The organism is Marinimicrobium sp. LS-A18 (assembly GCF_000463525.1).
Lineage (GTDB): Bacteria > Pseudomonadota > Gammaproteobacteria > Pseudomonadales > Cellvibrionaceae > Marinimicrobium > Marinimicrobium koreense.
In genome coordinates, this window is record NZ_AWEP01000004.1 from 1 (window position 1) to 21,235 (window position 21,235).

The following is a 21,235-nucleotide window of genomic DNA, read 5'->3' on the forward strand; positions in this document are numbered from 1 at the left end:
TTCGGTATACTCCCTCCAACACGTTCGGCACCCACCCCCTCAAGGAGCTTTACCTAACGATGCCAACCATCCCTTATTCCGACATCATCCAAGCCGCCCAAGCCGCCGGCGACGCCATCATGGCCGTCTACCAGAAAGACTTCGAGGTCTATCAAAAGAACGATGACAGCCCCCTCACCGAAGCGGACCTGGCGGCCCACCGCGTCATCGTCGACGCCCTGCAGCGCCTGACACCGGACCTGCCCATCCTTTCCGAGGAGAGTGAAAACGCCCCCTGGGATGAGCGCAAAACCTGGGACCGCTATTGGCTGGTGGACCCCCTGGACGGCACCAAGGAGTTCGTGAAGAAAAACGGCGAATTCACCGTTAACATCGCCCTGATCGAGCACGGCGAACCCACTTGGGGCGTGGTGGACGCACCGGCGCTGGGCTGCACCTATCACGGTGGCACCGCGACTCAAGGCGCCTGGAAATCCGTGAACGGACAGAACACCCCAATCACCGTCAGTAAAGCACCCGAAAGCAACGCCGGCTGGCGCATCGTGGGCAGCCGCTCGCACCAGAGCGACGCCTTCAAGGCCTTTCTGGACGACTTCGACGCCCCGGAAATCAAAAGCATGGGCAGCTCCCTGAAAATCTGCCTGATCGCCGAAGGCGAAGCCGACCTCTACCCCCGCCTGGGCCCCACCAGCGAGTGGGACACCGGCGCCGCCCACGCGGTATTGCTGGGCGCTGGAGGGCAGTTGAACGTCGCCGAAAGCGGCGAGCCGCTGCGCTACAATCAGGAAGAGTCGGTCCTGAACCCTTTCTTTATCGCCCGCGGTGCCTGATGCTGTGAGCAACCACAAAACCGAGCGGGAGAAAATGTTGTCGGGGGCGCTGTACGACCCCATGGATGCCGAACTCTGCGCCGCCCGTCGCCGGGCGCGCCTGCTGTTCGAAAGCCTCAATGCCAGCCGGGATAACGAAGTGAGAAAGCGTCGCCAGCTACTGCGCGAACTGATTCCCGACGGCGGCGACACTGTCTGGATGCAACCGCCCTTCTATTGCGATTACGGCGACAACATCCACCTGGGCGAAAAGGTGTTCTTCAACTTCAACTGCGTCGTACTCGACGTGACGGAAGTCCACATCGGCGCCCGCACCCTGTTCGGCCCCGCCGCCCAAGTTTACACCGCCACCCATCCCATGAACGCCCAAGAGCGCGCCTCGGGCCTGGAGGCCGGCAAACCGATCACCATCGGTGAAGACGTCTGGATCGGCGGCGGCGCCATCATCTGCCCCGGCGTCACCATCGGCGACCGCTCCGTCATCGGCGCCGGCAGCGTAGTCACCAAAGACATCCCCGCCGACCACTTCGCCGCCGGCAACCCCGCCCGCATCATCCGCCCAATCTAAAACTCAGCTCCCCAAAGAGTCCGCGTAGGGCGGGTAAGCAAAGCGCACCCGCCGTAACTACACGAAACGCTGCCCGCCCACTGTGACAACGAAACCCCAACCAAGACGAACGCAAGCCGCGTTAATAACGCCCCACCCAACTTGCCGCCCGCCACTCCGCCCCGTAGAATCAAGCCATAACCTCATGAACCAGACCCGCAACGGCTATGACAAACAATGACCTTGATCGCTTGAGCGCCCACCTAGCCAACCGTTTCCCGGAGCTTGAAATTTGTGCGCTTATCGGCAGCCGGGCCAGAGGAGACGCGCATCCCAACAGCGACTGGGATTTTGCCATCCAGTGGCCCAAAGCGCCGAACGATACCTGGAGCACGCTCACCCAAACGGAAACATTGCGACTGGATCTCGCCAACTGGCTGTCCGTCCCGCCAGAAGCCATTGATCTGGTGGAGCTACCGACGGCGGGGTTGGCCATGAGAGGAGCGGTTGCCGAGGAAGGGCGCCCCCTGATCACCCGGCTTCCCTGGTTTCATTTTTTAAGCCGAACCTGGCGCGATCTGGAAGAACACTACTGGAACGATGTCTATAAGCAAGACCAAACAACTCCTGAAAACCAAAGGGCGTCACGTTCCCGCATTTGCCTATGATGCTTTCCGGGCCTTATCGGAGGCAGAGGTTATTTCCAAAAACAAACCACATGCCGATCCCCTCAAATTGCCTGCAAGTGCCAAACCCGCGGCCGACGACTCGGTGACTCTCCTGGCCGTGTAGGATCGCCGTAGAGCACCAACGCCTCCTGTTCATATCGAACGTCGACGATGGTACCGGCTCGAAACGACAGTCGCGCCACGTCATGCCCTTCAGGATAGCGGTCAGAATAAAGCCGGATAACACTATACTTGGGCCGACTACAGTCACCGCCGAAACCATAATCAACGCTACCCACGTAATACACCAACACCACGCCATTAAAACCATCCGGCCGAAACGTGCGCGGCGGCCGAGAAAAGCTGTAATAGGGTGATTCAGATAACAGCACTCGAGAATAATCGGCGTGTGACACCTGCCAAAGCTTTGAGCGCACGCCCATCGTGTTTTCAGGGTTACCCTCTAAAACAAACCAATGACGGCTTACGCCACCCACATACCCCGTATAACTCAAGCGAGGCTCAGAAAAGCTGTGCAGCGTCCGACCAATACGAGCACCTTCAAGCGCAAACACATCGTTGCGATGGAACACCTTTCCCTGGACATCATCTGTTGGCTCAAGCAGCCTGACAGTGCAATTTGAGCTACTGTCGTACACCCTCTTCCCCTCCTCCAGCGTGCCACTCGGGGTCAACAACACTTCACGGGCGCCGGCAACATCTCCGGATCCGGGCTGATATTCGCGGGGCAACGGAGGGTAAGCGTGCGATTTATCTTCAGCCAGGCGAAAGCAAGCATCCTCCAGAACAAAGTCCTTCATCCGACGTACAACGATCTCGGTAAGCTTTCCCTGAAAAGCCATACAAAAAAACAGGCCCGCCATAAGCACAAACCCGATAAGAAACAGTGCTCCGAATATCCAGCCGGCCCACTTAATCCATTCCATTAAGCATCATCCATTTATCTTTTCAATCACAACATCCCGGTAAGCCCGCTCCAACGCGTCAGAAACTTCAGCGGGGACCGAATATCGGGTACTGTTTCCGGCGCTTAGCAGTATGGCGTCGTAAGAGCCAATAAAAATCACACTACCATAACTTTTTTTACACTAATGAAAGGTGAGCACACTTTGTCTACACATTACACGCTGCCTTCCGCACTTTACGACCCTTGGGTCCAGTCCTCCCCCATTAGTCACATCCCTTGGGCTCAGCTATCTGACTTCTGAATCGCGTTTCGAGCATCTTTATTTGACTGAGCCATCAACCGTCGCAGAACATGGCGAATCAATCCCTCTGTCAGCGATTCTCTACTCTCTGGGGCACGCATCCCCAAAGCCTGCATGATCTTTCGCATCAGGCGCTCCACCCAATAGCCGACGTGCTCGGCCATCTTTATGCCCTTCGCCAACAGGTAGGCCATTTTGTCCGCCACTGTAAAAATCCCGACAAACGCCCCCTGAAACGTCACCAACGTCGCCATGGCGACTTTCTTGATGACATAAATCAGCGCCGAATCGAACCAACGCCAGAATGTTGGCGACGAACTGTACACCGGCGTTTTAGATTCCAGCCAGGACTCAATGGCACTCTCAAGCGTATAAGGTGGCTCGGGGTTTCCCTTGATCGAATCCCAGGACTTCCCTTTCACAGACGTCACATAGCGATCCATTCGGTGAGCGTCGCCTGACAGCAGAGGCTCATGAGAGTGTATATAGTGACCCGGAAAGTTATAAGGGGCGTGCATAAACGGATATAAAGGCACCATGGCCACCGGATCCGTCTTGTGATAGATCCGGTGCATATTCACCCCCTGAACAGCGGAGGTGGTACTTTTCACAAACCAGTCCGTACCGACCCGTGGCGCCCCGAACGTATAGAGCCGTGTCGCATACTTGAGGTGTCTGGCAACCCAATCCGCTGCCAGAGAGGCCACCGCGCCTCCCAGACTATGGCCCACACAGTGGACCACTTTGATATTGCCTCCCAAGGAGGCGAAAAACGCCTTGAGGGCGGGCAGCATACTGGCAAAGCAATGATGAAATCCGCAGTGAACGGGCAGGCCAGCCTGGTTATTGGTAATGCCGATTCTGGCATCGGTGAGGAAATCAGCTCCTTTATTCTCTTTTGTCGTACCTCTAAACACCAAGAACACTTCGTTCTTGTAGAGATCACCACCTTCCGAGCAAATGCCGAACCCATCTTTATGATTCAGCAAAACTCGCCCTCCGACCTCAGCCTTAAGGTGGGCAGAAAGACGCTTTGAACCCGTTCGTCTGAACGGTGGCAGTTTAAGAAACGTATCAACAAACATTGGGTTCTGGACATCATAAATTCTCTTCGCCAGAAGCGCCGCATCGCTTGGACCAACAGCCATCTATTCCTCCTTAATTGTCAAAACATCCTTCCAAACGCATTTCGTTTCTAACAAGGCATACTCAAGATGAGCATCCATATCATCGCGAGACAGCTCACATGTCAAACCGACCGGCTCGCCGCCCAACTCACCAAATAAGTGCGGACTGGACTTACCCGCCTTCCAAATCAGAAAGCTATGACCTTCAAAATCTACTGTTACGGTTTGGCCCACTGAAAGCTGAGAAAACGGACTATCTTTTATAAACACAGACTGTTTAGGAATAGAGAAGTAGCCATCCCCATCCGACTTATAATGAAATGTCTCACCCTTTTGGTCTTTCCACGCTATCCAAACGCTAATATCGGCATTGGAAGCTGGCTCACCGTGATAGGTAAGCTGACCTTGAAGCGGAGAAAAGAGGACCGCCTCAACGTCTTCTCCTTTAGAAAATATCGACATGGATAGTCCCTCATTCACCGAAAACAAAAAAATAACGCTCGCCACGAAAACACTGACAATTTTCAAGAATCAGCCCCTACAAATACTCCAACGACACCAATCATCGGCATTTCGCGGTTATAGTCAGGATATTCAGCAGGATAGTCTTACAAGGAGAGAAACCTGGATAAAGCAGCTACGGTGTCCCTGAAAATCCCTGTGCCAACCTGACACGCCTTCGCCTTGAGAGTTAGATCACACAAACCAAAGGGTCTGGCGTCTAAAATTAGTAAACGTCGAACGCCTTGTTGACGTTTAATTTGAAATATAACGCCATTACAGCAATGTCGGCAAGAATATTACGCGCCAACTATCACTCAATTTAGCCGCTATCTGAAAAGGGGAGCGCATTGGACTTCCTATTTCAGCACCGACCGACAGGTCGGCAAGCTTTAACCGGATAAGTTTATTTGATCCTGGATTTTTGCTGTTGACTCAAAGCAGTAAGAACAGAATATATCGATGGACCTATGGGAACTAAGGCGGTTGTTGTGACCGGCATGTGTCAGTTATCTAATCAACACTCAAAAGCTTGGCAAACCGAAAGAACTACTATCCAGCCACCCTAAAATGCAAGAACCCCCGCCTAGGCGAGGGTTCTTGCATTTCTCTCTAACAAATATGCGCTTATGTAGCGCTGACTACCAGTATCCGTTAAGGAGCAGTACAACCATTCGGGATAAACTGAGTATCCACTGTAGTTGTACAAGCCCAAGTACCACTGGCGTCTCGCGTCCAAGTCAAAGAATCACCTGTCAAAACGGCTGCTGCGTTATTACCAAAGTTAGCAATGATGGTGCTTGTAGGGGTCAAGGGAGAGGCGATTACGGGCACGCCGGTTCCCGCTGGCAGCGCAGCAGCGGGGTCTGCCAAAGCACCACCTGTCATCAAGTTGGAGCCAGTAGCACCGTGATCGCATTCTCCAGCAGCAACTCCCACAGTAAGCCGACCATTCAAAATACAGTCTTCAATAGAGGTACGAAGCTGGCCAGCCTCAGACATCACACGGTTAACTTGCGAGCGAGTGATGTAATTCTGGTATTGAGGAATTGCTACCGCAGCCAAAATACCGATAATCGCTACAACGATCATCAGTTCAATCAAAGTAAAACCTTTCTGCATCTGTTTCATGCTTTGAATCTCCGTTGGTGGAAAAGTTACAGACAGGAATAAGTTTGCATAAGCTGTGCCAAACCGCCCAAACCCACCACCTGAGCCATAACCGACACCACAATCAACCCAGCACCCTCTAAAATAATGATTTTTGCGACACCCCTGGACACTGCCCGCCCCCTAGTGACATTTTTTGTCACCCCGACCGGTCGGGCGATGCTTTCCCTGGTCAAACAGTCAGACAGAGCCACTCCTCGATTCTCAATATTGTGAACCACATCACATTCTGCCTCAGGGCTGGGGATTGGGTGTAAAAACACCAAGAACGATTCCTGCGCTAGAATTGTAGATATCCCATGGACTTATCGTATACAGTTAAGATTCTGCTTTGACTTTAACGCCACCGGCCGGCCTCTAGCAGCCGTGGCACATTGTCAGCGAACAGAATAAAAGCTCTTGGAAATCAGGCATTTATGAATACCTCCGCACCCGCCCTCAGCGGCCTGGCACGCCGGTTGGTCCACGATGGCCTGCTGGATTCCGATTTGGCGAGCCAGGCTCAGGCCCAGGCGGCACGTGATCGCGTGCCTTTTGTGCAGCATGTGGTCACCCATCAGATTCTCGATGCTTCCACCGTCGCCCGGGTGGCCGCTGATGAATTCGGCACCCCGGTATTCGACCTCGACAGCCTGTCCACCACCGCTATTCCTACCAAGCTGGTGGACCAGAAACTGATCCAGAAGCACCATACCTTGCCCTTGATGAAGCGGGGCAATCGGCTGTTTCTGGCAGTGGCCGACCCGACCAATCTACACGCGCTGGACGAGATCAAATTCAATACAGGTCTAAATACTGACCCGATTTTGGTGGAGGCCGACAAACTGGCCGCTGCCATTGAGCGCTATGTCAATGCCCAAGAGGAGTCCATTGGGGATGCCCTGGGCGGGTTGGACGATGATGCCCTGGATGGCCTGGAAACTGAGGGCGGAGAACCCGAGGCTCCCAAGGATGAGGGAGGCAAAGAAGAAGATGAGGCCCCAATCGTCCGCTTTATCAACAAGATTTTGCTGGATGCCATCAAGGGCGGCGCCTCAGACATTCATTTTGAGCCCTATGAAAAGGCCTATCGGGTGCGGCTTCGCACCGATGGCATTCTGCAGGAGGTGGCCAAGCCGCCAATCAACCTCGCGACTCGCCTCGCAGCACGCCTGAAGGTAATGTCCCAGATGGACATTTCCGAGCGCCGGGTGCCCCAGGATGGCCGGATCAAGATGAAGATTTCCAAGAGCCGGGCAATCGACTTCCGGGTGAATACCCTGCCTACCCTGTTTGGGGAGAAGGTCGTGCTGCGGATTCTCGATCCCAGCTCCGCCAAAATGGGCATTGATGCGCTCGGTTACGAGGATTATCAAAAGCAGCTTTACATGGATGCCCTGGCACAGCCTCAGGGCATGATTCTGGTGACCGGGCCGACAGGGTCCGGTAAAACGGTGTCACTCTATACCGGCCTGAATATTCTAAACACCAGCGAACGCAATATTTCCACCGCGGAAGATCCGGTGGAAATCAACCTGGAGGGGATCAACCAGGTTCAGGTCAATACCCGGGTGGGGCTCACCTTTGCCGAGTCTCTGCGCTCCTTCCTGCGTCAGGACCCGGACGTGGTGATGGTGGGGGAAATTCGGGACCTGGAAACGGCGGAAATCGCCATCAAGGCGGCCCAGACAGGCCACCTGGTGCTTTCCACTCTGCACACCAACAGCGCCCCGGAAACGCTGACCCGCCTGCTCAATATGGGCGTGCCGGCCTTTAACGTGGCCACGAGCGTGAGCCTGATTATCGCTCAGCGCCTGGCCCGTCGACTGTGTAAGAGCTGCAAGAAGCCCGCAACGGATATTCCCGATGCCGTACTGAGTGAAGAAGGTTTCGATGAGATCGGAATTCCCCGCAGCGAACTGGAGCTATATCATCCGGTGGGCTGCGCACAGTGTACCAATGGTTATAAGGGTCGTGTCGGGGTCTATGAAGTGGTTCGCATCACACCGACCATCGCCAGCCTTATAATGGAGGGAGGCAACTCCCTGCAAATTGCCAAAGCCGCCAAAGAGGCGGGCTTTAATAACCTGCGGATTTCAGCCCTGCGCAAAGCGGCGCAAGGGTTGACCAGCCTTGAAGAAGCCAACCGAGTCACCAAGGATTAACGCTTATGGCCACTACCGCCCAAGCCCAGAAAGCCGCACCCACAACGACCCGCAAAAAGCCGGTTGCGAAAGGCTCTACGTCGGCTACTTACATCTATAAAGGCCTGGACAAAAAAGGCAATAAAATTGAAGGTGAGCTGGAAGGCGTCACCCCTGCTCTGGTCAAGGCCCAGTTATTGAAGCAGGGCATTCGAGCCAATCAGGTTCGTAAAAAGCCGAAGCCCCTGTTTGGTGGCGGTGGCAAGAAAATCAAACCAAGCGATATCGCGGTCTTTTCCCGACAGATGGCTACCATGATGAAAGCCGGGGTGCCGCTGGTGCAGTCTTTCGAGATTGTCGCTGATGGGCTGGACAATCCCAATGTCCGCAAGCTGGTAATGGAGATTCGCGAGGACGTGGCTGCGGGCGGCGGGTTTGCGGCCGCGCTTCGCAAACATCCCAAGTATTTTGACGATCTTTTCTGTAACCTGGTAGAGGCTGGCGAGCAATCCGGTGCACTTGAAACCATGCTGGATCGGATTGCCACTTATAAAGAAAAGACGGAAGCGTTAAAAGCAAAAATCAAAAAGGCAATGACCTACCCGATTGCAGTTGTTGTTGTTGCAATCATTGTGACAGCAGTTCTGTTGATAAAAGTAGTGCCTGCATTCGCTTCAACGTTCACGAGTTTTGGCGCAGAATTGCCAGCATTTACTCAGTTTGTAATGGGCTTATCTGATCTTATGATTGCCTATTGGTTTCATGTGCTTGTGGGCATAATTGCGCTGGTTTTCGTATTCAAAGAGGCCAGAAGACGCTCTAAGGCATTCGCTTACGCCGTGGACAAGTACGTCCTGAAAATACCTGTAGTGGGTCAAATTCTTTACTTATCAATAATGGCAAGATTCGCCCGCACACTTTCCACGACTTTCGCTGCTGGCGTACCCTTGATTGATGCTCTCACTTCGGTAGCAGGCGCCGCCGGAAGTCGGCCCTATAGTGATGCCATTTACAAGATTCGCGAAGAGGTTTCTACCGGCATTCAGTTAAATACGGCAGTCCGCTCGCAGAAAATGTTTCCCGCTCTGCTTATTCAAATGACCGCTATTGGTGAAGAATCCGGCGCTCTGGATGAGATGCTGGAGAAAGTTGCGGTCTACTACGAAAATGAAGTCGACAACATGGTCGACAGCCTGACCTCACTTCTGGAGCCCATTATCATGTCCGTGCTCGGCGTTCTGGTCGGCGGCCTGCTGATCGCCATGTACCTGCCAATCTTCCAGATGGGGTCGGTTATTTAACGTGTCCTCCATATCCGAAGTTTTCGTTCTCTACCCCTCAGTGGCGCTCATCAGCGCCACTGTTTTAGGTCTGCTGGTTGGCAGTTTCCTCAATGTGGTGATCTATCGCCTGCCCAAAATGCTCCAGTCGGAGTGGCGGTCGCAGTGCTGTGAGTTGCTGGAGCAGGCACCACCGGAGCCGCAGAAAACGTTCAACCTGATCACCCCCAATTCCACCTGCCCCCATTGCGGGCACGGGATCAAGCCCTGGGAGAACGTACCCGTAATCAGCTATCTGGTGCTGCGGGGCAAGTGCTCGGCCTGTAAAGGCCGGATTTCCGCCCGCTACCCGATCATTGAGCTGGTGACGGGCCTGTTGAGCCTGTTTGTGATTCACCAGTTTGGCGTGACCGGCGTCGGCCTGGCGGCACTGGTGCTCACCTGGTCGCTGATTGCGCTCACCATGATCGACATCGATACCCAACTGCTGCCCGATGTCATCACGCTGCCGCTGCTCTGGCTCGGGCTGATCGTCAATCATCTGGGGGGCTTTGTGCCATTGGAGGACGCCCTCTGGGGCGCGGTGGTGGGCTACCTCTCGCTCTGGTCCATCTACTGGCTGTTCAAGCTGCTGACCGGCAAGGAAGGCATGGGCTACGGCGATTTCAAACTGCTGGGCGCCCTGGGCGCCTGGCTCGGCTGGCAGATGCTGCCCCTGGTGGTACTGCTGTCGTCCCTGGTGGGCGCGGTGATCGGCATCAGCATGATGCTGATTCTGGGCCGGGACAAAAACATCCCCATTCCCTTCGGCCCCTATCTGGCCATTGCGGGCTGGATTGCCTTTATCTGGGGCGACAGCCTGCTCCAACAGTACCTTCAGCTCGCGGCTCCCTGAATCATGGCGGAACGGGTTATCGGCGTTACCGGGGGCATTGGCAGCGGCAAGTCTTCCGTCATGCGGGCCTTCCAGGCAAAAGGCATTGAGGCCGTGGATGCGGACGATATGGCGCGGGTGGTGGTCGAACCCGGCCAACCTGCGCTGAATGCCATTGCCGAGCACTTTGGCCCGGATATTCTGACGCCCGAAGGCACCCTGAACCGCCCAGCCCTGCGCACCATCATCTTTTCCGATCCCGACGCGAAAACCTGGCTTGAGGCTTTGCTGCACCCTCTGATCAACCGCGAGTTGCGTTCGCGGCTTGCTGCGGCGCAAGGCCCCTACGCACTGCTGGTGTCTCCCCTGCTGTTTGAGACCGGGCAGGACAAGCTGGTCGACCGGATTCTGGTGGTGGATGTGCCGGAAGCGGTTCAACTGGCGCGGGCCAATGCGCGGGACGGTGCTGACCCGGAGCAGATTCGGCGGATCATGGCCAGTCAGATGTCGCGGGAGGAGCGGTTGCGCCGGGCGGATGATGTGTTGGATAACAGTGGGGGCTTGGCGGATTTGAAGCGGCAGGTTGGGGAGTTGCATGGGAAGTATAGTGTGTGAGGTGGGGAGCGGCGGATGCGCTCCGCTCCGATACGTCGGACCGATCCGCCCTACGCGGCTACGCAGCCCACTGCCGGTTGGTTAACATAGGTTAAGAGGCCTCTGCAATACTGGTACTCGGCCCCCTTAACAGTGTATAAAAGCATTTGCCGGTTTCTGGTACGACGTCCACAACGACCTAAGACACGGGAATGACCGCGATGCCGCACCACCATGAGCCTCAAGGCTTCACTTTGAAACGCCGCCCCTTCTTTACCGACCCACCCGCGTCGCTGTAACCCCGTCTGTTCTTACCCACAACGAATCTCAAGGTATCCCCGGTTATACTTGTCCGGGCGGAGATGAATAATACCCACAAGGTGTGAGAGACCTTATGACACTGCTATTGATTGTATTCCTGCCGCTTCTGGGCGCGCTGGTCCCCCTCGCCACGGAGCGCTTCGGGCGCAACCTGTGCGCCTGGTCGGCGGCGCTGGCGCCTTTGATCTCCCTGGGGCTGTTGCTTTACCTGACGCCAGCTGTGCTGGCCGGCGAGACCTTTCGTTTCCATCAGGCGTGGCTGCCCGGGTTGGGGCTGGATCTGAGCCTCCGCCTGGACGGCCTGGGGCTGATGTTCGCCTTGCTGATCACCGGGATCGGCCTGCTGGTCATGCTGTACGCCCGTTACTACCTGTCTTCACGGGACTCTCTGGGCAAGCTCTACGCCCTGCTGCAGATATTCATGCTGGCGATGCTCGGCATTGTGCTGTCGGACAACATCCTTCTGATGTTGGTGTTCTGGGAGCTGACCAGCCTGAGCTCCTTCCTGCTGATAGGTTATTGGTCCCACCAGTCCGAGGCTCGCAAAGGGGCACGGATGGCTCTGGCCATTACCGGGGCGGGCGGCCTCTGCCTGCTCGCGGGCGCACTGCTGCTGGGACATATTGTCGGCAGCTTTAATCTGACCGAGATTCTCGCCGCCGGGGATCAGATCCGCGCCCACGCGCTCTACCCGATCACCCTGATTCTGGTGCTGCTGGGCGCCTTTACCAAGTCGGCCCAGTTCCCGTTCCATTTCTGGCTGCCGCACGCCATGTCCGCCCCCACCCCGGTGTCGGCTTATCTGCATTCGGCCACCATGGTCAAGGCCGGGGTGTTTCTGCTCGCCCGGATGTACCCGGCACTGGCGGGCACCGAGCTGTGGTTCTTTATCGTCAGCTTCGTGGGCCTTGCCACGCTGGTGTACGCCGCCTATACCGCCCTGTTCAAACACGACCTGAAAGGCCTGCTGGCCTACTCCACCATCAGCCACCTGGGCCTGATTACCCTGCTGTTCGGCTTCAGTACCGAGCTTGCGGCAGCGGCGGCGGTGTTTCACATCATCAACCACGCCACCTTCAAGGCGTCGCTGTTCATGGCGGCCGGAATCATCGATCACGAAACCGGCACCCGGGATATGCGCAAGATCAATGGCCTGTGGAAGTACATGCCGCATACCGCGCTACTGGCCATGGTCGCGTCCGCCGCCATGGCCGGGGTACCGCTCCTGAACGGCTTCCTGAGCAAGGAGATGTTCTTTGCCGAGAGCCTGCACCTGGAATACCTCGGTCAGTTCTGGTGGATCATGCCGATGCTGGCCACTCTCGGGGCGCTGTTTTCAGTGGCCTACTCATGGCGCTTTATTCACGATGTCTTTTTCAACGGCGAGCCTCAGGATCTGCCCAAGTATCCGCCCCACGAGCCGCCCCGTTACATGAAAGTACCGGTGGAAATTCTGGTGGTGCTCTGCCTGGTGGTGGGTGTTTTCCCTCACTACACCATCGAGCCCTTTATCCACGCGGCTGCCACGGCGGTTCTGGGGCACGAGATGCCGGAATACCACATCGCGCTCTGGCACGGATTCAACCTGCCGTTGTTGATGAGCGCCATCGCCCTGGCCGGAGGCATTCTCCTCTACACCCAACGCAAAGGGCTGTTTGCGTTTTACGAGCGCAAGTTCCGCAAGGACGAGAAGCTGGTGTTCGAGCATCGGGTACAGCGCAGCGTCCTGGCTGCCCAGTGGGTTACCGACCGGCTTGAGAACGGCTCGCTCCAGCGCTATCTGGCGCTGTTTTTCGGTTCAGCCCTGGTCGTGGGCGCCGCGGGGCTCTGGCCTCTGGCCGAGTGGACCGGTTCCGCTTCGCTGACCCCTATGGACCCGGTGAGCCTGGTCGCCACCGCTTTGCTGGTGATCGCGGCGTTCGGCACGGTACTGATTCATCACAACCGGTTTGCGGCCCTGCTGATGCTGAGCGTGGTGGGTCTGATCGTATCGCTGACCTTCATCCGGTTTTCCGCCCCGGACCTGGCGCTGACCCAGCTGTCGGTTGAAGTGGTCACCATCGTTCTGCTGATGCTGGCGCTCTACTTCCTGCCCCAGATGACACCCAACGAGTCACCACCCAGACGCGTGGTTCGGGATATTGCCATTGCCGGCAGCGCCGGGGTGGGCATTGGCGCCCTGTGCTGGGCGGTGCTGACCCGGCCGTTCACCCCCATTTCCAACTACTTCCTGGAAAACAGCGTTAGCGGTGGCGGTGGCACCAACGTAGTCAACGTGATTCTGGTGGATTTCCGCGGTTTCGATACCCTCGGGGAGATCACCGTGCTAGCCCTGGCGGCCGTTGGTATCTACGCGATGCTGCACGGCCTGAAACTGCCACTGCCCCAGGCCGATGGCGACGGTCGTCGCTGGGCCCGCGAGCCGCATCCGCCGATTCTGTCGGTGATGACCCGCATCCTGCTTCCGCTCGCCATCATGGTGTCCCTGTACATTTTCCTGCGCGGTCACAATATGCCCGGCGGCGGGTTCATTGCCGGGTTGGTCACCAGTGTGGCGCTGATCCTTCAATATATTTCCACCGGTACCGAGTGGATGCAGCAGCGCCTGCGCTGGAATTACCGGAAAGTGGCCGCCACCGGCGTGTTGATTGCCACGCTCACCGGGCTGGCAAGCTGGCTGTTCGGCTACCCCTTCCTGACCTCGACTTTCACGCATGTGCACTGGCCGTTTGTGGGCGACTTTGAGCTCGCCTCCGCCATGGCTTTCGATGTCGGCGTCTATGTCACGGTCGTGGGTGCCACCATGCTGATTCTGGCGCACCTGGGCAAGCTGGCACAGACCACCCACGAAGCCCCGGCCACCAATGAACAAGGGGAGAAGATTTAATGGAGCTGTTGATTTCAATCATGATCGCGGTGATGACCGCCTGCGGCGTGTACCTGATGCTGCGCGGCCGGACCTTTCCGGTCATTGTCGGGCTGACCCTGTTCACCTACGCGGTCAACCTGTTCATTTTCGTCATGGGCCGCCTGACCGCTGGCGCGCCGCCGGTGATCGGCACCAGCGATCACTACGCCGACCCACTGCCTCAGGCCCTGGTACTGACCGCCATCGTGATCAGTTTTGCCATGACCGCCTTTGTCCTGGTGCTCGCCCTGCGGGCACGGGCCGAGCTTGGCAATGACCATGTCGACGGTACGCCGAGCGATGCGGAGCAGGAGGACCGGGCATGAGTCACCTGATTGCACTGCCGGTGCTGTTGCCACTGATCACCGGGGTGATCCTGCTGTTACTGGCCGGCAAGGGCTTCGTGCTGACCCGCACGGTCAGCCTGATCAGCGCCGGGCTGTTGGTCATCGTTTCCCTGCTGCTGTTCTATACCGCCAGCAGCGGTGTCATTCAGGTCTATGCCATGGGGGACTGGGCGCCGCCGTTTGGCATCGTCCTGGTTCTGGATCGGCTCAGTGCCTTCATGGTGCTGGTGACCAGTGTGCTGGCGTTCTTTGCCATCTGGTACGCGGCGAGCACCATGGACCACCCGGCCTACAACCTGAACGGCCTGCTGCACCTGTTGCTGCTCGGGGTCAACGGCGCCTTTCTCACCGGCGACCTGTTCAACCTGTTTGTCTGTTTTGAGGTATTACTGCTCGCCTCCTATGCGCTGCTGGTGCAGGGCGGAGGCCGGGAACGGGCAAGGGCTGGCCTGCACTATGTGGTGTTGAACCTGGCGGGCTCCAGCCTGTTTCTGATTGCCGTGGCCACCCTGTACGGCATTACCGGCACCCTGAACATGGCGGACATGGCGGCCAAGGTGGCCAACCTGCCGGCCCAGGACGCGCCGATTGTGGCGGCGGCAGGCCTGCTGTTTATGGTGGTATTCGGCCTAAAAGCCGCGATGGTGCCTTTGTACTTCTGGTTGCCCCGGGCCTATAGTGCGGCCAGTGCCCCGGTGGCGGCCATGTTCGCCATCATGACCAAAATCGGGGTCTACTCCATCGCCAGGGTCTACACATTGATCTTCGGCGATCACGCCGGCGAGCTGGCCAACCTGATTCAGCCTTGGCTGTGGCCACTGGCCCTGATCACCCTGGCACTGGGGGTTATCGGTGTACTGGCCGCCCGCAATCTGCGTATGCAGGTGTCCTACCTGGTGATCATCTCGGTGGGTACCCTGCTCGCCGGTCTGGCCCTTAACACCGCAGAGGCTCTGAGTGCGACCTTTTACTATCTGGCCCACTCCACCTGGGTGTGCGGGGCACTGTATCTGATTGTCGACCTGATCCGCCGCCAGCGTCAGGACGGCAGCGACGCCATCCGTACCGGCCCCGCCCTACCCCAGAGCACGACCCTGGGGCTGATGTTTTTTGTGGCCGCCCTGAGTGTGGCCGGCATGCCCCCGTTGAGTGGCTTTGTCGGAAAGGTGCTGCTGCTGCAATCGGCCGGTACCGGCTATGCCGCCATCTGGCTGTGGGGGCTGGTGCTGCTGGGCGGACTTGCCTCCATTACCGCCCTGAGTCGCAGTGGCAGTACCTTTTTCTGGCGCACCACGGAAGTGGTGGCCAACACCCAGAAAGCCTCTCTGCTGCCGCTGGCCGCTGCACTGGGCTTGCTGGCAACGACACCGGCTCTGGCACTGTGGGGCGAGCCGATCATCGCCTACACCGATGCCATGGCCGAGCAGCTATTGAACCCGGGCCAGTACATCGACAGCGTACTGCGCCACACCACTGTAGGGGGGAACCCATGAGCACCCTGACCAATACCCGGCGACGGCGCCGGCGGCTTTTACCGCACCCGGTACTCAGCCTGTTCATGTTGTTTCTGTGGTTTCTTCTGGCCAATGACGTCAGCGGTGGCCATCTGGTTCTGGGGGGGCTGCTCGCCTGGTTCATCCCCTTTGTCACCCAGTCCTTCTGGCCCCAGGAAATGACCCTGAGCCGCCCGGGGGTGGCGTTCAAGTTTGTGGTGGTGGTGCTCTGGGATATCGTGATCGCCAACTGGACCGTCGCGCGCCTGATCCTGGGCTCACCCAAGTCCCTCAAGCCGGCCTTCATGACCCTGGAGCTGGACCTGGAACAGGACTTTGCGATCACCATTCTGGCAAGCACCATCTCCCTGACTCCGGGTACCGTGTCCGCCGATTTGAGTGCCGATGGCAAGCGGTTGATCATCCACACGCTGCACGTGAATGATCCGGCCGAAGCTGTGGCTACCATCAAACAGCGTTATGAAGCGCCGCTTAAGGAGATTTTCGAATGCTCGACATCGTAATCCAGATCAGCCTGGTGATGATGAGCCTGGCCCTGGTGCTGAACCTGTGGCGCCTGGCGGTGGGCCCGTCGCTGCCGGACCGGATCCTCGCGCTGGACACCATGTATATCAATTCCATCGCCCTGCTGGTGCTGTACGGGCTCTCGAAGGAGTCCATGCTGTATTTCGAGGCGGCTCTGCTGATTGCCGTCATGGGCTTTGTCGGCACCGTTGCACTGTCCAAGTACCTGTTGCGCGGCGACATCATCGAATAGGAGCAAGACCATGAGCGAGACAAGCTGGATCGAATGGCTGGTGTCCATTCTGCTGTTGATCGGCGCCTCCTTTGCGCTGATCGGCTCCTTTGGGCTGGCGCGCCTGCCGGACTTTTTTATGCGCCTGCACGGCCCCACCAAGGCCACGACTCTGGGCGTGGGAAGCATGATCGTCGCCTCCATGGTGTTTTTCAGCACCCGTGGCGACGGTCTGAGCCTGCACGAGCTGCTGATTGCGCTGTTTTTGTTTATCACCGCGCCGGTGAGCGCTCATATTGTGGCCAAAGCCGCCCTGCATGTGCGCCTGCCCTACCGCAAGGATACGCGCCATTGGCACCGGGACAGTTGACATACGGCTCCAAATGGGCATAATGTCGCGTCCTTGATTCCGGCTTGTGCGAATGGCTGCCGGACGACCGAATTTCAGTCTGAATACGTAACAGGAGCTCCACGGTGGCAAATACACCTCAATCCAAGAAGCGCGCTCGCCAGAACGAAAAGGCTCGCAAGCACAACGCCAGCCTGCGCTCCATGACGCGCACCTACATCAAGAACGTGGTCAAGGCCATCGAATCCGGCGACCAGGAAGCGGCCAAAACCGCTTACACCGCCGCTGTTCCGGTCATCGACCGCATGGCCGACAAGGGCCTGATGCACAAGAACAAGGCCGCTCGTCATAAGAGCCGCCTGAACGGCCACATCAAGGCCATGGCTTCCTGAGCCTGACCTGAGTGTGACCCGCGCCACGGCCTGACCGCGGCGCCCGAAAAACCGGCCTCGTGCCGGTTTTTTTGTGCCTGCGAGCCCGACCCCGGATGACTGCTGAAAAATTCACTCCGCACTGACATATTTCTGCCAGAAACATCGTATAACGTGATCGAGGTGTCAATTCCACCCACGTTACGGTAAAGGAGAGCAACCATGTTGCCGCGCGAGCACTACCTCAAGCAGCCCTTTCAGGACCGGGAGCACTTTCCCGCCGGTTTTGACCACTCCAGCCAGCTGTCCGGCATCCAGGCCCGCCTGATCCGCAAGCACGGTGCGCTGATTCACGCCCTGTGCCGGGGCGAGGTGACCGACCCCACGGATGAGGACCGCCACCTGCTCAAGGTCATCGCCAGGCAGGCCGCTCCAAAGAATCCGGTGGAACAGGCCTGGCTGAAATACCTGAGCATCGTCCAGGACACCTCAACCAGTCTGCGCAAAAGCGCCTGATGCGACCTCAGAGGTGATCGGTAGACTGGCGAAGCGCGACTTCAAACCCGAGGTCGCGCTTCTTCGGCCCGACCTCGCCGCCATTCAAGGCGGTGATGATCATCTCCGCCGCGGTCACCCCCATCTGGTATCGGGGAACGGCCACGCTGCTCAATGACGGGTTGGTAAAGGCCGACACCTCAAAGTCATTGAAGCCGCACAGGCCAATATCCCCCGGCACATCCAGCCCCATACGCTGACTTTCGAACAACGCCCCCAAAGCCAGGTCGTCGTTGCAGCAGAATACCGCGTCCACTACGTCACCGGCCTGCCCCATGAGCGTGCGAAACAGCTCTCCTCCCAGCTCAATGGACGAGGGCCGGTCGGTCACCTGGACGAAGTTCCGCCAGAAACGCCCCCGGCCTTCCAGCACCGACTTGAAGCCCGCCAGACGCTCCCGAACCCGCTTGTCCATGCGGGCACCGATAAAGCCCAACTGACCATAGCCCGCCGACAGCAGTTGCTCCGCCACGGCGGCGCCGGCCTCGAAGTGCGATACCCCGACGTTCATATCCATCGGCTCATCCAGCAGATCCATGATCTGGACCACCGGGATCTTGGCCTTCAGCAGCAGGCGCTCACAGGCCTGGGTCTGCTCACCACCGGTGAGAATCATGGCCTCGGGCGACTGGCTGAGCAGGGTGCGCACCATGCGCTCCTCCTCCAGCGCCGAGTAGTGGGTGTCCACCATCAGCACTTTGTAGCCCGAGGTGCCCGCGACATCGTAGATGCCACGCAATACATCGGTGAACACAATATTCGACAGTGACGGAATCGCCACGCCAATCACCCGTGAGCGCGCTGATGCCAGAGAACTGGCGGATTGATTGGGAATGTAACCCAGCATATCGATTGCCTCCTGCACGGCCTGCCGCGTTGCCTGCGACACTTTATTAGGATGGTTAATGACCCTCGATACAGTGATACCGCTGACGCCGGCGTATTGCGCCACATCCGCCAGGGTGACGGCCTGGGAGTGCTTTTTTCTCGCCCGGGTGCTCACTGTCCAACTCCCTCTTCCAAAAACCGGAAGATTATCACAGCCTAAATGTTTGCGCTAACATAATAAGTGCGCTAACCTCCTCCCGCGTTATAATCCGTATTTTTTGGGAATGAGGGTGACACACCTTGGCAACTCTGCTGATCATGATGGGCGTCTCCGGGGCGGGCAAATCCACGATGGCCTCAGCGCTGTCGGAACATTTCGGCTTTACCTACCTGGATGCGGACGACTTTCACAGTGACGCTGCCAAAGCGCACATGGCGGCGGGCAAACCCCTGACCGATGAAATGCGCGCGCCGTGGATTACCCGGATGTGCGACTACCTGAAAGAGCAGGCCGACAGCGATGCTACCTTTGTCCTCGCCTTCTCCGGGCTGAAGCGCAGCCACCGTGAACCCTTCCGGCACTGTGGTCTCGATACCCACTTCCTGTTCCTGGACGGCGACGCGGCCACCATTGCGGACCGGATCAGTGCCCGTCAGGGGCACTTCATGCCCCCGGAACTGCTGGACAGCCAGTTCGAGGCCCTGGAGCGCCCGGACCTGCAGAAAGAGCCCGATGTCACTCCCCTGAACATTCACCCACCGGTACCCGGCGTACTGGACCAGGCCATTGATTACATAGAATCCCTCAAGGCCCGCTCCGACTAAAACGGCACCCACAAACGACAGGAGATAATAACAACATGTCAGCCACCTACTTGCTCTCGGTCACCGTTGTCAGCATCGGTGTTTTACTGTTTCTGATCATGGCCCTGCGTCTGCAGGCCTTTGTCGCCCTCCTGCTGGTGAGCATGGGGGTTGCCATCGCCGGGGGCGTGCCCCTGCCAGAAGTGGCGGACGTCATCCAGCAGGGCATGGGTGGCACCCTGGGCTATATCGCCATCGTGATCGGGCTGGGCACCATGATCGGTGAAATCCTGCAGGTCTCCGGCGGAGCCCAGCAGATTGCCAACACCCTCACCCGCAAAGCCGGCGAAGACAAAGCCCCCTGGGCCCTGATGGCCCTCGGTCTGATTGTCGCCATTCCGGTATTTTTCGAAGTGGCGCTGATCCTCTTTATTCCGCTGGTCTACAGCCTGGCCAAGCGCACGGGCAAATCCCTGCTGTTTTACGGCATGCCACTGGTAGCGGGCATTGCCGTGGCCCACTCGTTCATCCCCCCGACCCCCGGCCCCGTGGCGGTCGCCTCGCTCCTGGGCGCTGACCTCGGCTGGGTCATTCTGGTGGGCCTGCTGGCGGGCATTCCCGCCGCGATTCTCGGCGGCATCGTCTTCGGGCGCTTTATCGGCAACCGCATCCACGCCGAGTTACCAGACACCGCTCAGGTCCAGATGGACAGCCACCACCAGAACGATCGCCCACAGCCAGGTTTCACCCTGGTATTGAGCATTATCCTGGTGCCCCTGGCGATGATCCTGCTCAACACCGCCACCAAAACCTGGCTCGGCGAAAGCCACGATGCGGCCCAGATTATGGCCTTTGTCGGCCACCCCTTCACCGCCCTGCTGGTCGCCGCCCTGCTCTCCTTCTACTTCCTGGGCACCCGCCTGGGCTTCAGCCGAGACGAAATCCAACGAGTGGCGACCCGCTCCATGGAGCCGGTGGGCATGATCATCCTGCTGACAGGCGCCGGCGGCGTATTCGGCAAAGTCCTCATCGCCGCCGGCGTGGGCGATGCACTGGTCGAGGCCATGACCGCCTCAAACCTCCCGGTCGTCCTGTTCGCCTTCCTGGTCGCCACCGTCATCCGGGTCTCCCAGGGCTCCGCCACTGTGGCCATGGTCACCAGCGCCGGGCTGGTGGCGCCCCTGGTCGGCGCCGGCGGCTACTCCGACGGCGTAACGGCCTGTATCGTCATTGCCATTGCCTGCGGCGCCACGGTGCTGTCCCACGTCAACGATTCGGGGTTCTGGCTGGTGAAGCAGTTTATGGGGCTGACCGAGCGACAGACCTTGGCGTCCTGGACGGTTCTGGAAACCATCCTCGGGGTGGTTGGCCTGATCGTTGTGTTGATTTTGAGTACGGTTTTGTAGCTTCGAATTACCTGTATTTACGGCGGATGCGCCTTCGGCTTATCCGCCCTACGCAGACCTACTAGAAACCTTTCGCGCTCATTGGCACTAAGCACCCAGTTGGCACTGAGGGTCTCGTCGAGGTATACCTGTCGGGGACTCTCGGAGGCAGGG

Annotated in this window: 22 protein-coding genes; 17 read left to right on the forward strand and 5 right to left on the reverse strand. The window is 58.0% G+C overall.

Annotated features, from left to right (window positions below; all coding sequences use genetic code 11):
* Positions 1 to 59 precede the first annotated feature (59 nt).
* From cysQ to N645_RS16745, 3 genes are all read left to right on the forward strand, one after another.
* A complete protein-coding gene (gene cysQ, locus N645_RS0107330) occupies positions 60 to 830 on the forward strand; it encodes a 3'(2'),5'-bisphosphate nucleotidase CysQ (RefSeq protein WP_024460857.1) in 771 nt (256 codons plus the stop codon).
* 4 nt (positions 831 to 834) lie between these two features.
* Entirely contained in the window at positions 835 to 1,398 is a 564-nt protein-coding gene (locus N645_RS18470; protein ID WP_304412287.1) for a sugar O-acetyltransferase, read from the forward strand.
* A 206-nt stretch (positions 1,399 to 1,604) separates the two neighbouring features.
* Positions 1,605 to 2,045, forward strand: coding sequence for a nucleotidyltransferase family protein (locus N645_RS16745; RefSeq protein WP_024460859.1), 441 nt, complete (start codon positions 1,605 to 1,607; stop codon positions 2,043 to 2,045).
* A 62-nt stretch (positions 2,046 to 2,107) separates the two neighbouring features.
* On the opposite strand, the gene N645_RS0107345 is transcribed toward N645_RS16745, so the two are convergent.
* From N645_RS0107345 to N645_RS0107360, 4 genes are all read right to left on the reverse strand, one after another.
* Complete coding sequence (locus N645_RS0107345; protein WP_024460860.1) at positions 2,108 to 2,992, reverse strand: hypothetical protein; 885 nt, start codon at positions 2,990 to 2,992, stop codon at positions 2,108 to 2,110.
* A gap of 263 nt (positions 2,993 to 3,255) precedes the next feature.
* Complete coding sequence (locus N645_RS17415; RefSeq protein WP_024460861.1) at positions 3,256 to 4,422, reverse strand: lipase family protein; 1,167 nt, start codon at positions 4,420 to 4,422, stop codon at positions 3,256 to 3,258.
* Complete coding sequence (locus N645_RS0107355; protein ID WP_152521651.1) at positions 4,423 to 4,929, reverse strand: DUF6795 domain-containing protein; 507 nt, start codon at positions 4,927 to 4,929, stop codon at positions 4,423 to 4,425.
* Positions 4,930 to 5,556: 627 nt separating this feature from the next.
* Positions 5,557 to 6,033 (reverse strand): pilin, encoded by a 477-nt coding sequence (locus N645_RS0107360; RefSeq protein ID WP_024460863.1) that lies wholly within the window; start codon positions 6,031 to 6,033, stop codon positions 5,557 to 5,559.
* A gap of 455 nt (positions 6,034 to 6,488) precedes the next feature.
* Between N645_RS0107360 and pilB the strand changes: the two genes are divergently transcribed.
* The 12 genes from pilB to maoP all read left to right on the forward strand — a co-directional run bounded on the left by pilB (position 6,489) and on the right by maoP (position 18,005).
* Entirely contained in the window at positions 6,489 to 8,216 is a 1,728-nt protein-coding gene (gene pilB, locus N645_RS0107365) for a type IV-A pilus assembly ATPase PilB (protein ID WP_024460864.1), read from the forward strand.
* 5 nt (positions 8,217 to 8,221) lie between these two features.
* Positions 8,222 to 9,496 carry a type II secretion system F family protein gene (locus tag N645_RS0107370; RefSeq protein ID WP_024460865.1) on the forward strand — a complete coding sequence of 425 codons (1,275 nt, stop codon included), beginning with the start codon at positions 8,222 to 8,224 and terminating at the stop codon, positions 9,494 to 9,496.
* Positions 9,497 to 9,506: 10 nt separating this feature from the next.
* Positions 9,507 to 10,370, forward strand: coding sequence for an A24 family peptidase (locus tag N645_RS0107375; RefSeq protein WP_238559222.1), 864 nt, complete (start codon positions 9,507 to 9,509; stop codon positions 10,368 to 10,370).
* 3 nt (positions 10,371 to 10,373) lie between these two features.
* Positions 10,374 to 10,964 carry a dephospho-CoA kinase gene (gene coaE / locus N645_RS16755; RefSeq protein WP_036160576.1) on the forward strand — a complete coding sequence of 197 codons (591 nt, stop codon included), beginning with the start codon at positions 10,374 to 10,376 and terminating at the stop codon, positions 10,962 to 10,964.
* Between the two features lie 373 nt (positions 10,965 to 11,337).
* Complete coding sequence (locus tag N645_RS0107385) at positions 11,338 to 14,151, forward strand: monovalent cation/H+ antiporter subunit A (protein ID WP_024460867.1); 2,814 nt, start codon at positions 11,338 to 11,340, stop codon at positions 14,149 to 14,151.
* Positions 14,151 to 14,498 carry a Na+/H+ antiporter subunit C gene (locus N645_RS0107390; protein ID WP_024460868.1) on the forward strand — a complete coding sequence of 116 codons (348 nt, stop codon included), beginning with the start codon at positions 14,151 to 14,153 and terminating at the stop codon, positions 14,496 to 14,498. Before N645_RS0107385 ends, N645_RS0107390 begins: the two co-directional genes overlap by 1 nt.
* Positions 14,495 to 16,012: a monovalent cation/H+ antiporter subunit D gene (locus tag N645_RS0107395; protein ID WP_024460869.1), complete on the forward strand. Its 1,518-nt coding sequence runs from the start codon at positions 14,495 to 14,497 to the stop codon at positions 16,010 to 16,012. Before N645_RS0107390 ends, N645_RS0107395 begins: the two co-directional genes overlap by 4 nt.
* Positions 16,009 to 16,536 (forward strand): Na+/H+ antiporter subunit E, encoded by a 528-nt coding sequence (locus N645_RS0107400; RefSeq protein WP_024460870.1) that lies wholly within the window; start codon positions 16,009 to 16,011, stop codon positions 16,534 to 16,536. The genes N645_RS0107395 and N645_RS0107400 overlap by 4 nt, the downstream gene beginning before the upstream one ends.
* Positions 16,521 to 16,790: a K+/H+ antiporter subunit F gene (locus N645_RS0107405; RefSeq protein WP_024460871.1), complete on the forward strand. Its 270-nt coding sequence runs from the start codon at positions 16,521 to 16,523 to the stop codon at positions 16,788 to 16,790. Before N645_RS0107400 ends, N645_RS0107405 begins: the two co-directional genes overlap by 16 nt.
* Positions 16,791 to 16,800: 10 nt before the next feature.
* Complete coding sequence (locus tag N645_RS0107410; protein WP_024460872.1) at positions 16,801 to 17,139, forward strand: Na+/H+ antiporter subunit G; 339 nt, start codon at positions 16,801 to 16,803, stop codon at positions 17,137 to 17,139.
* A gap of 104 nt (positions 17,140 to 17,243) precedes the next feature.
* Positions 17,244 to 17,510, forward strand: a complete 267-nt coding sequence (gene rpsT, locus N645_RS0107415; RefSeq protein WP_024460873.1) for a 30S ribosomal protein S20 — start codon at positions 17,244 to 17,246, stop codon at positions 17,508 to 17,510.
* Between the two features lie 201 nt (positions 17,511 to 17,711).
* The gene (maoP, locus tag N645_RS0107420) at positions 17,712 to 18,005 is read left to right on the forward strand and encodes a DUF413 domain-containing protein (RefSeq protein WP_024460874.1); all 294 of its coding nucleotides are present in this window, start codon (positions 17,712 to 17,714) and stop codon (positions 18,003 to 18,005) included.
* A gap of 7 nt (positions 18,006 to 18,012) precedes the next feature.
* On the opposite strand, the gene N645_RS0107425 is transcribed toward maoP, so the two are convergent.
* Complete coding sequence (locus N645_RS0107425; RefSeq protein ID WP_024460875.1) at positions 18,013 to 19,047, reverse strand: LacI family DNA-binding transcriptional regulator; 1,035 nt, start codon at positions 19,045 to 19,047, stop codon at positions 18,013 to 18,015.
* A 125-nt stretch (positions 19,048 to 19,172) separates the two neighbouring features.
* Between N645_RS0107425 and N645_RS0107430 the strand changes: the two genes are divergently transcribed.
* Entirely contained in the window at positions 19,173 to 19,697 is a 525-nt protein-coding gene (locus tag N645_RS0107430; RefSeq protein WP_024460876.1) for a gluconokinase, read from the forward strand.
* Between the two features lie 35 nt (positions 19,698 to 19,732).
* Positions 19,733 to 21,082, forward strand: coding sequence for a GntP family permease (locus N645_RS0107435; RefSeq protein ID WP_024460877.1), 1,350 nt, complete (start codon positions 19,733 to 19,735; stop codon positions 21,080 to 21,082).
* The last annotated feature ends 153 nt before the right edge of the window (positions 21,083 to 21,235 follow it).

What these genes read in the sequence shown, in the direction of transcription:
- cysQ (WP_024460857.1), top strand. Translation starts at nt 60, where the DNA reads ATGCCAACCATCCCTTATTCCGACATCATCCAAGCCGCCCAAGCCGCC.
- N645_RS16745 (WP_024460859.1), top strand. Translation starts at nt 1,605, where the DNA reads ATGACAAACAATGACCTTGATCGCTTGAGCGCCCACCTAGCCAACCGT.
- N645_RS0107345 (WP_024460860.1), bottom strand. Translation starts at nt 2,992, where the DNA reads ATGGAATGGATTAAGTGGGCCGGCTGGATATTCGGAGCACTGTTTCTT.
- N645_RS17415 (WP_024460861.1), bottom strand. Translation starts at nt 4,422, where the DNA reads ATGGCTGTTGGTCCAAGCGATGCGGCGCTTCTGGCGAAGAGAATTTAT.
- N645_RS0107360 (WP_024460863.1), bottom strand. Translation starts at nt 6,033, where the DNA reads ATGAAACAGATGCAGAAAGGTTTTACTTTGATTGAACTGATGATCGTT.
- pilB (WP_024460864.1), top strand. Translation starts at nt 6,489, where the DNA reads ATGAATACCTCCGCACCCGCCCTCAGCGGCCTGGCACGCCGGTTGGTC.
- N645_RS0107370 (WP_024460865.1), top strand. Translation starts at nt 8,222, where the DNA reads ATGGCCACTACCGCCCAAGCCCAGAAAGCCGCACCCACAACGACCCGC.
- coaE (WP_036160576.1), top strand. Translation starts at nt 10,374, where the DNA reads ATGGCGGAACGGGTTATCGGCGTTACCGGGGGCATTGGCAGCGGCAAG.
- N645_RS0107385 (WP_024460867.1), top strand. Translation starts at nt 11,338, where the DNA reads ATGACACTGCTATTGATTGTATTCCTGCCGCTTCTGGGCGCGCTGGTC.
- N645_RS0107390 (WP_024460868.1), top strand. Translation starts at nt 14,151, where the DNA reads ATGGAGCTGTTGATTTCAATCATGATCGCGGTGATGACCGCCTGCGGC.
- N645_RS0107395 (WP_024460869.1), top strand. Translation starts at nt 14,495, where the DNA reads ATGAGTCACCTGATTGCACTGCCGGTGCTGTTGCCACTGATCACCGGG.
- N645_RS0107400 (WP_024460870.1), top strand. Translation starts at nt 16,009, where the DNA reads ATGAGCACCCTGACCAATACCCGGCGACGGCGCCGGCGGCTTTTACCG.
- N645_RS0107405 (WP_024460871.1), top strand. Translation starts at nt 16,521, where the DNA reads ATGCTCGACATCGTAATCCAGATCAGCCTGGTGATGATGAGCCTGGCC.
- N645_RS0107410 (WP_024460872.1), top strand. Translation starts at nt 16,801, where the DNA reads ATGAGCGAGACAAGCTGGATCGAATGGCTGGTGTCCATTCTGCTGTTG.
- maoP (WP_024460874.1), top strand. Translation starts at nt 17,712, where the DNA reads ATGTTGCCGCGCGAGCACTACCTCAAGCAGCCCTTTCAGGACCGGGAG.
- N645_RS0107435 (WP_024460877.1), top strand. Translation starts at nt 19,733, where the DNA reads ATGTCAGCCACCTACTTGCTCTCGGTCACCGTTGTCAGCATCGGTGTT.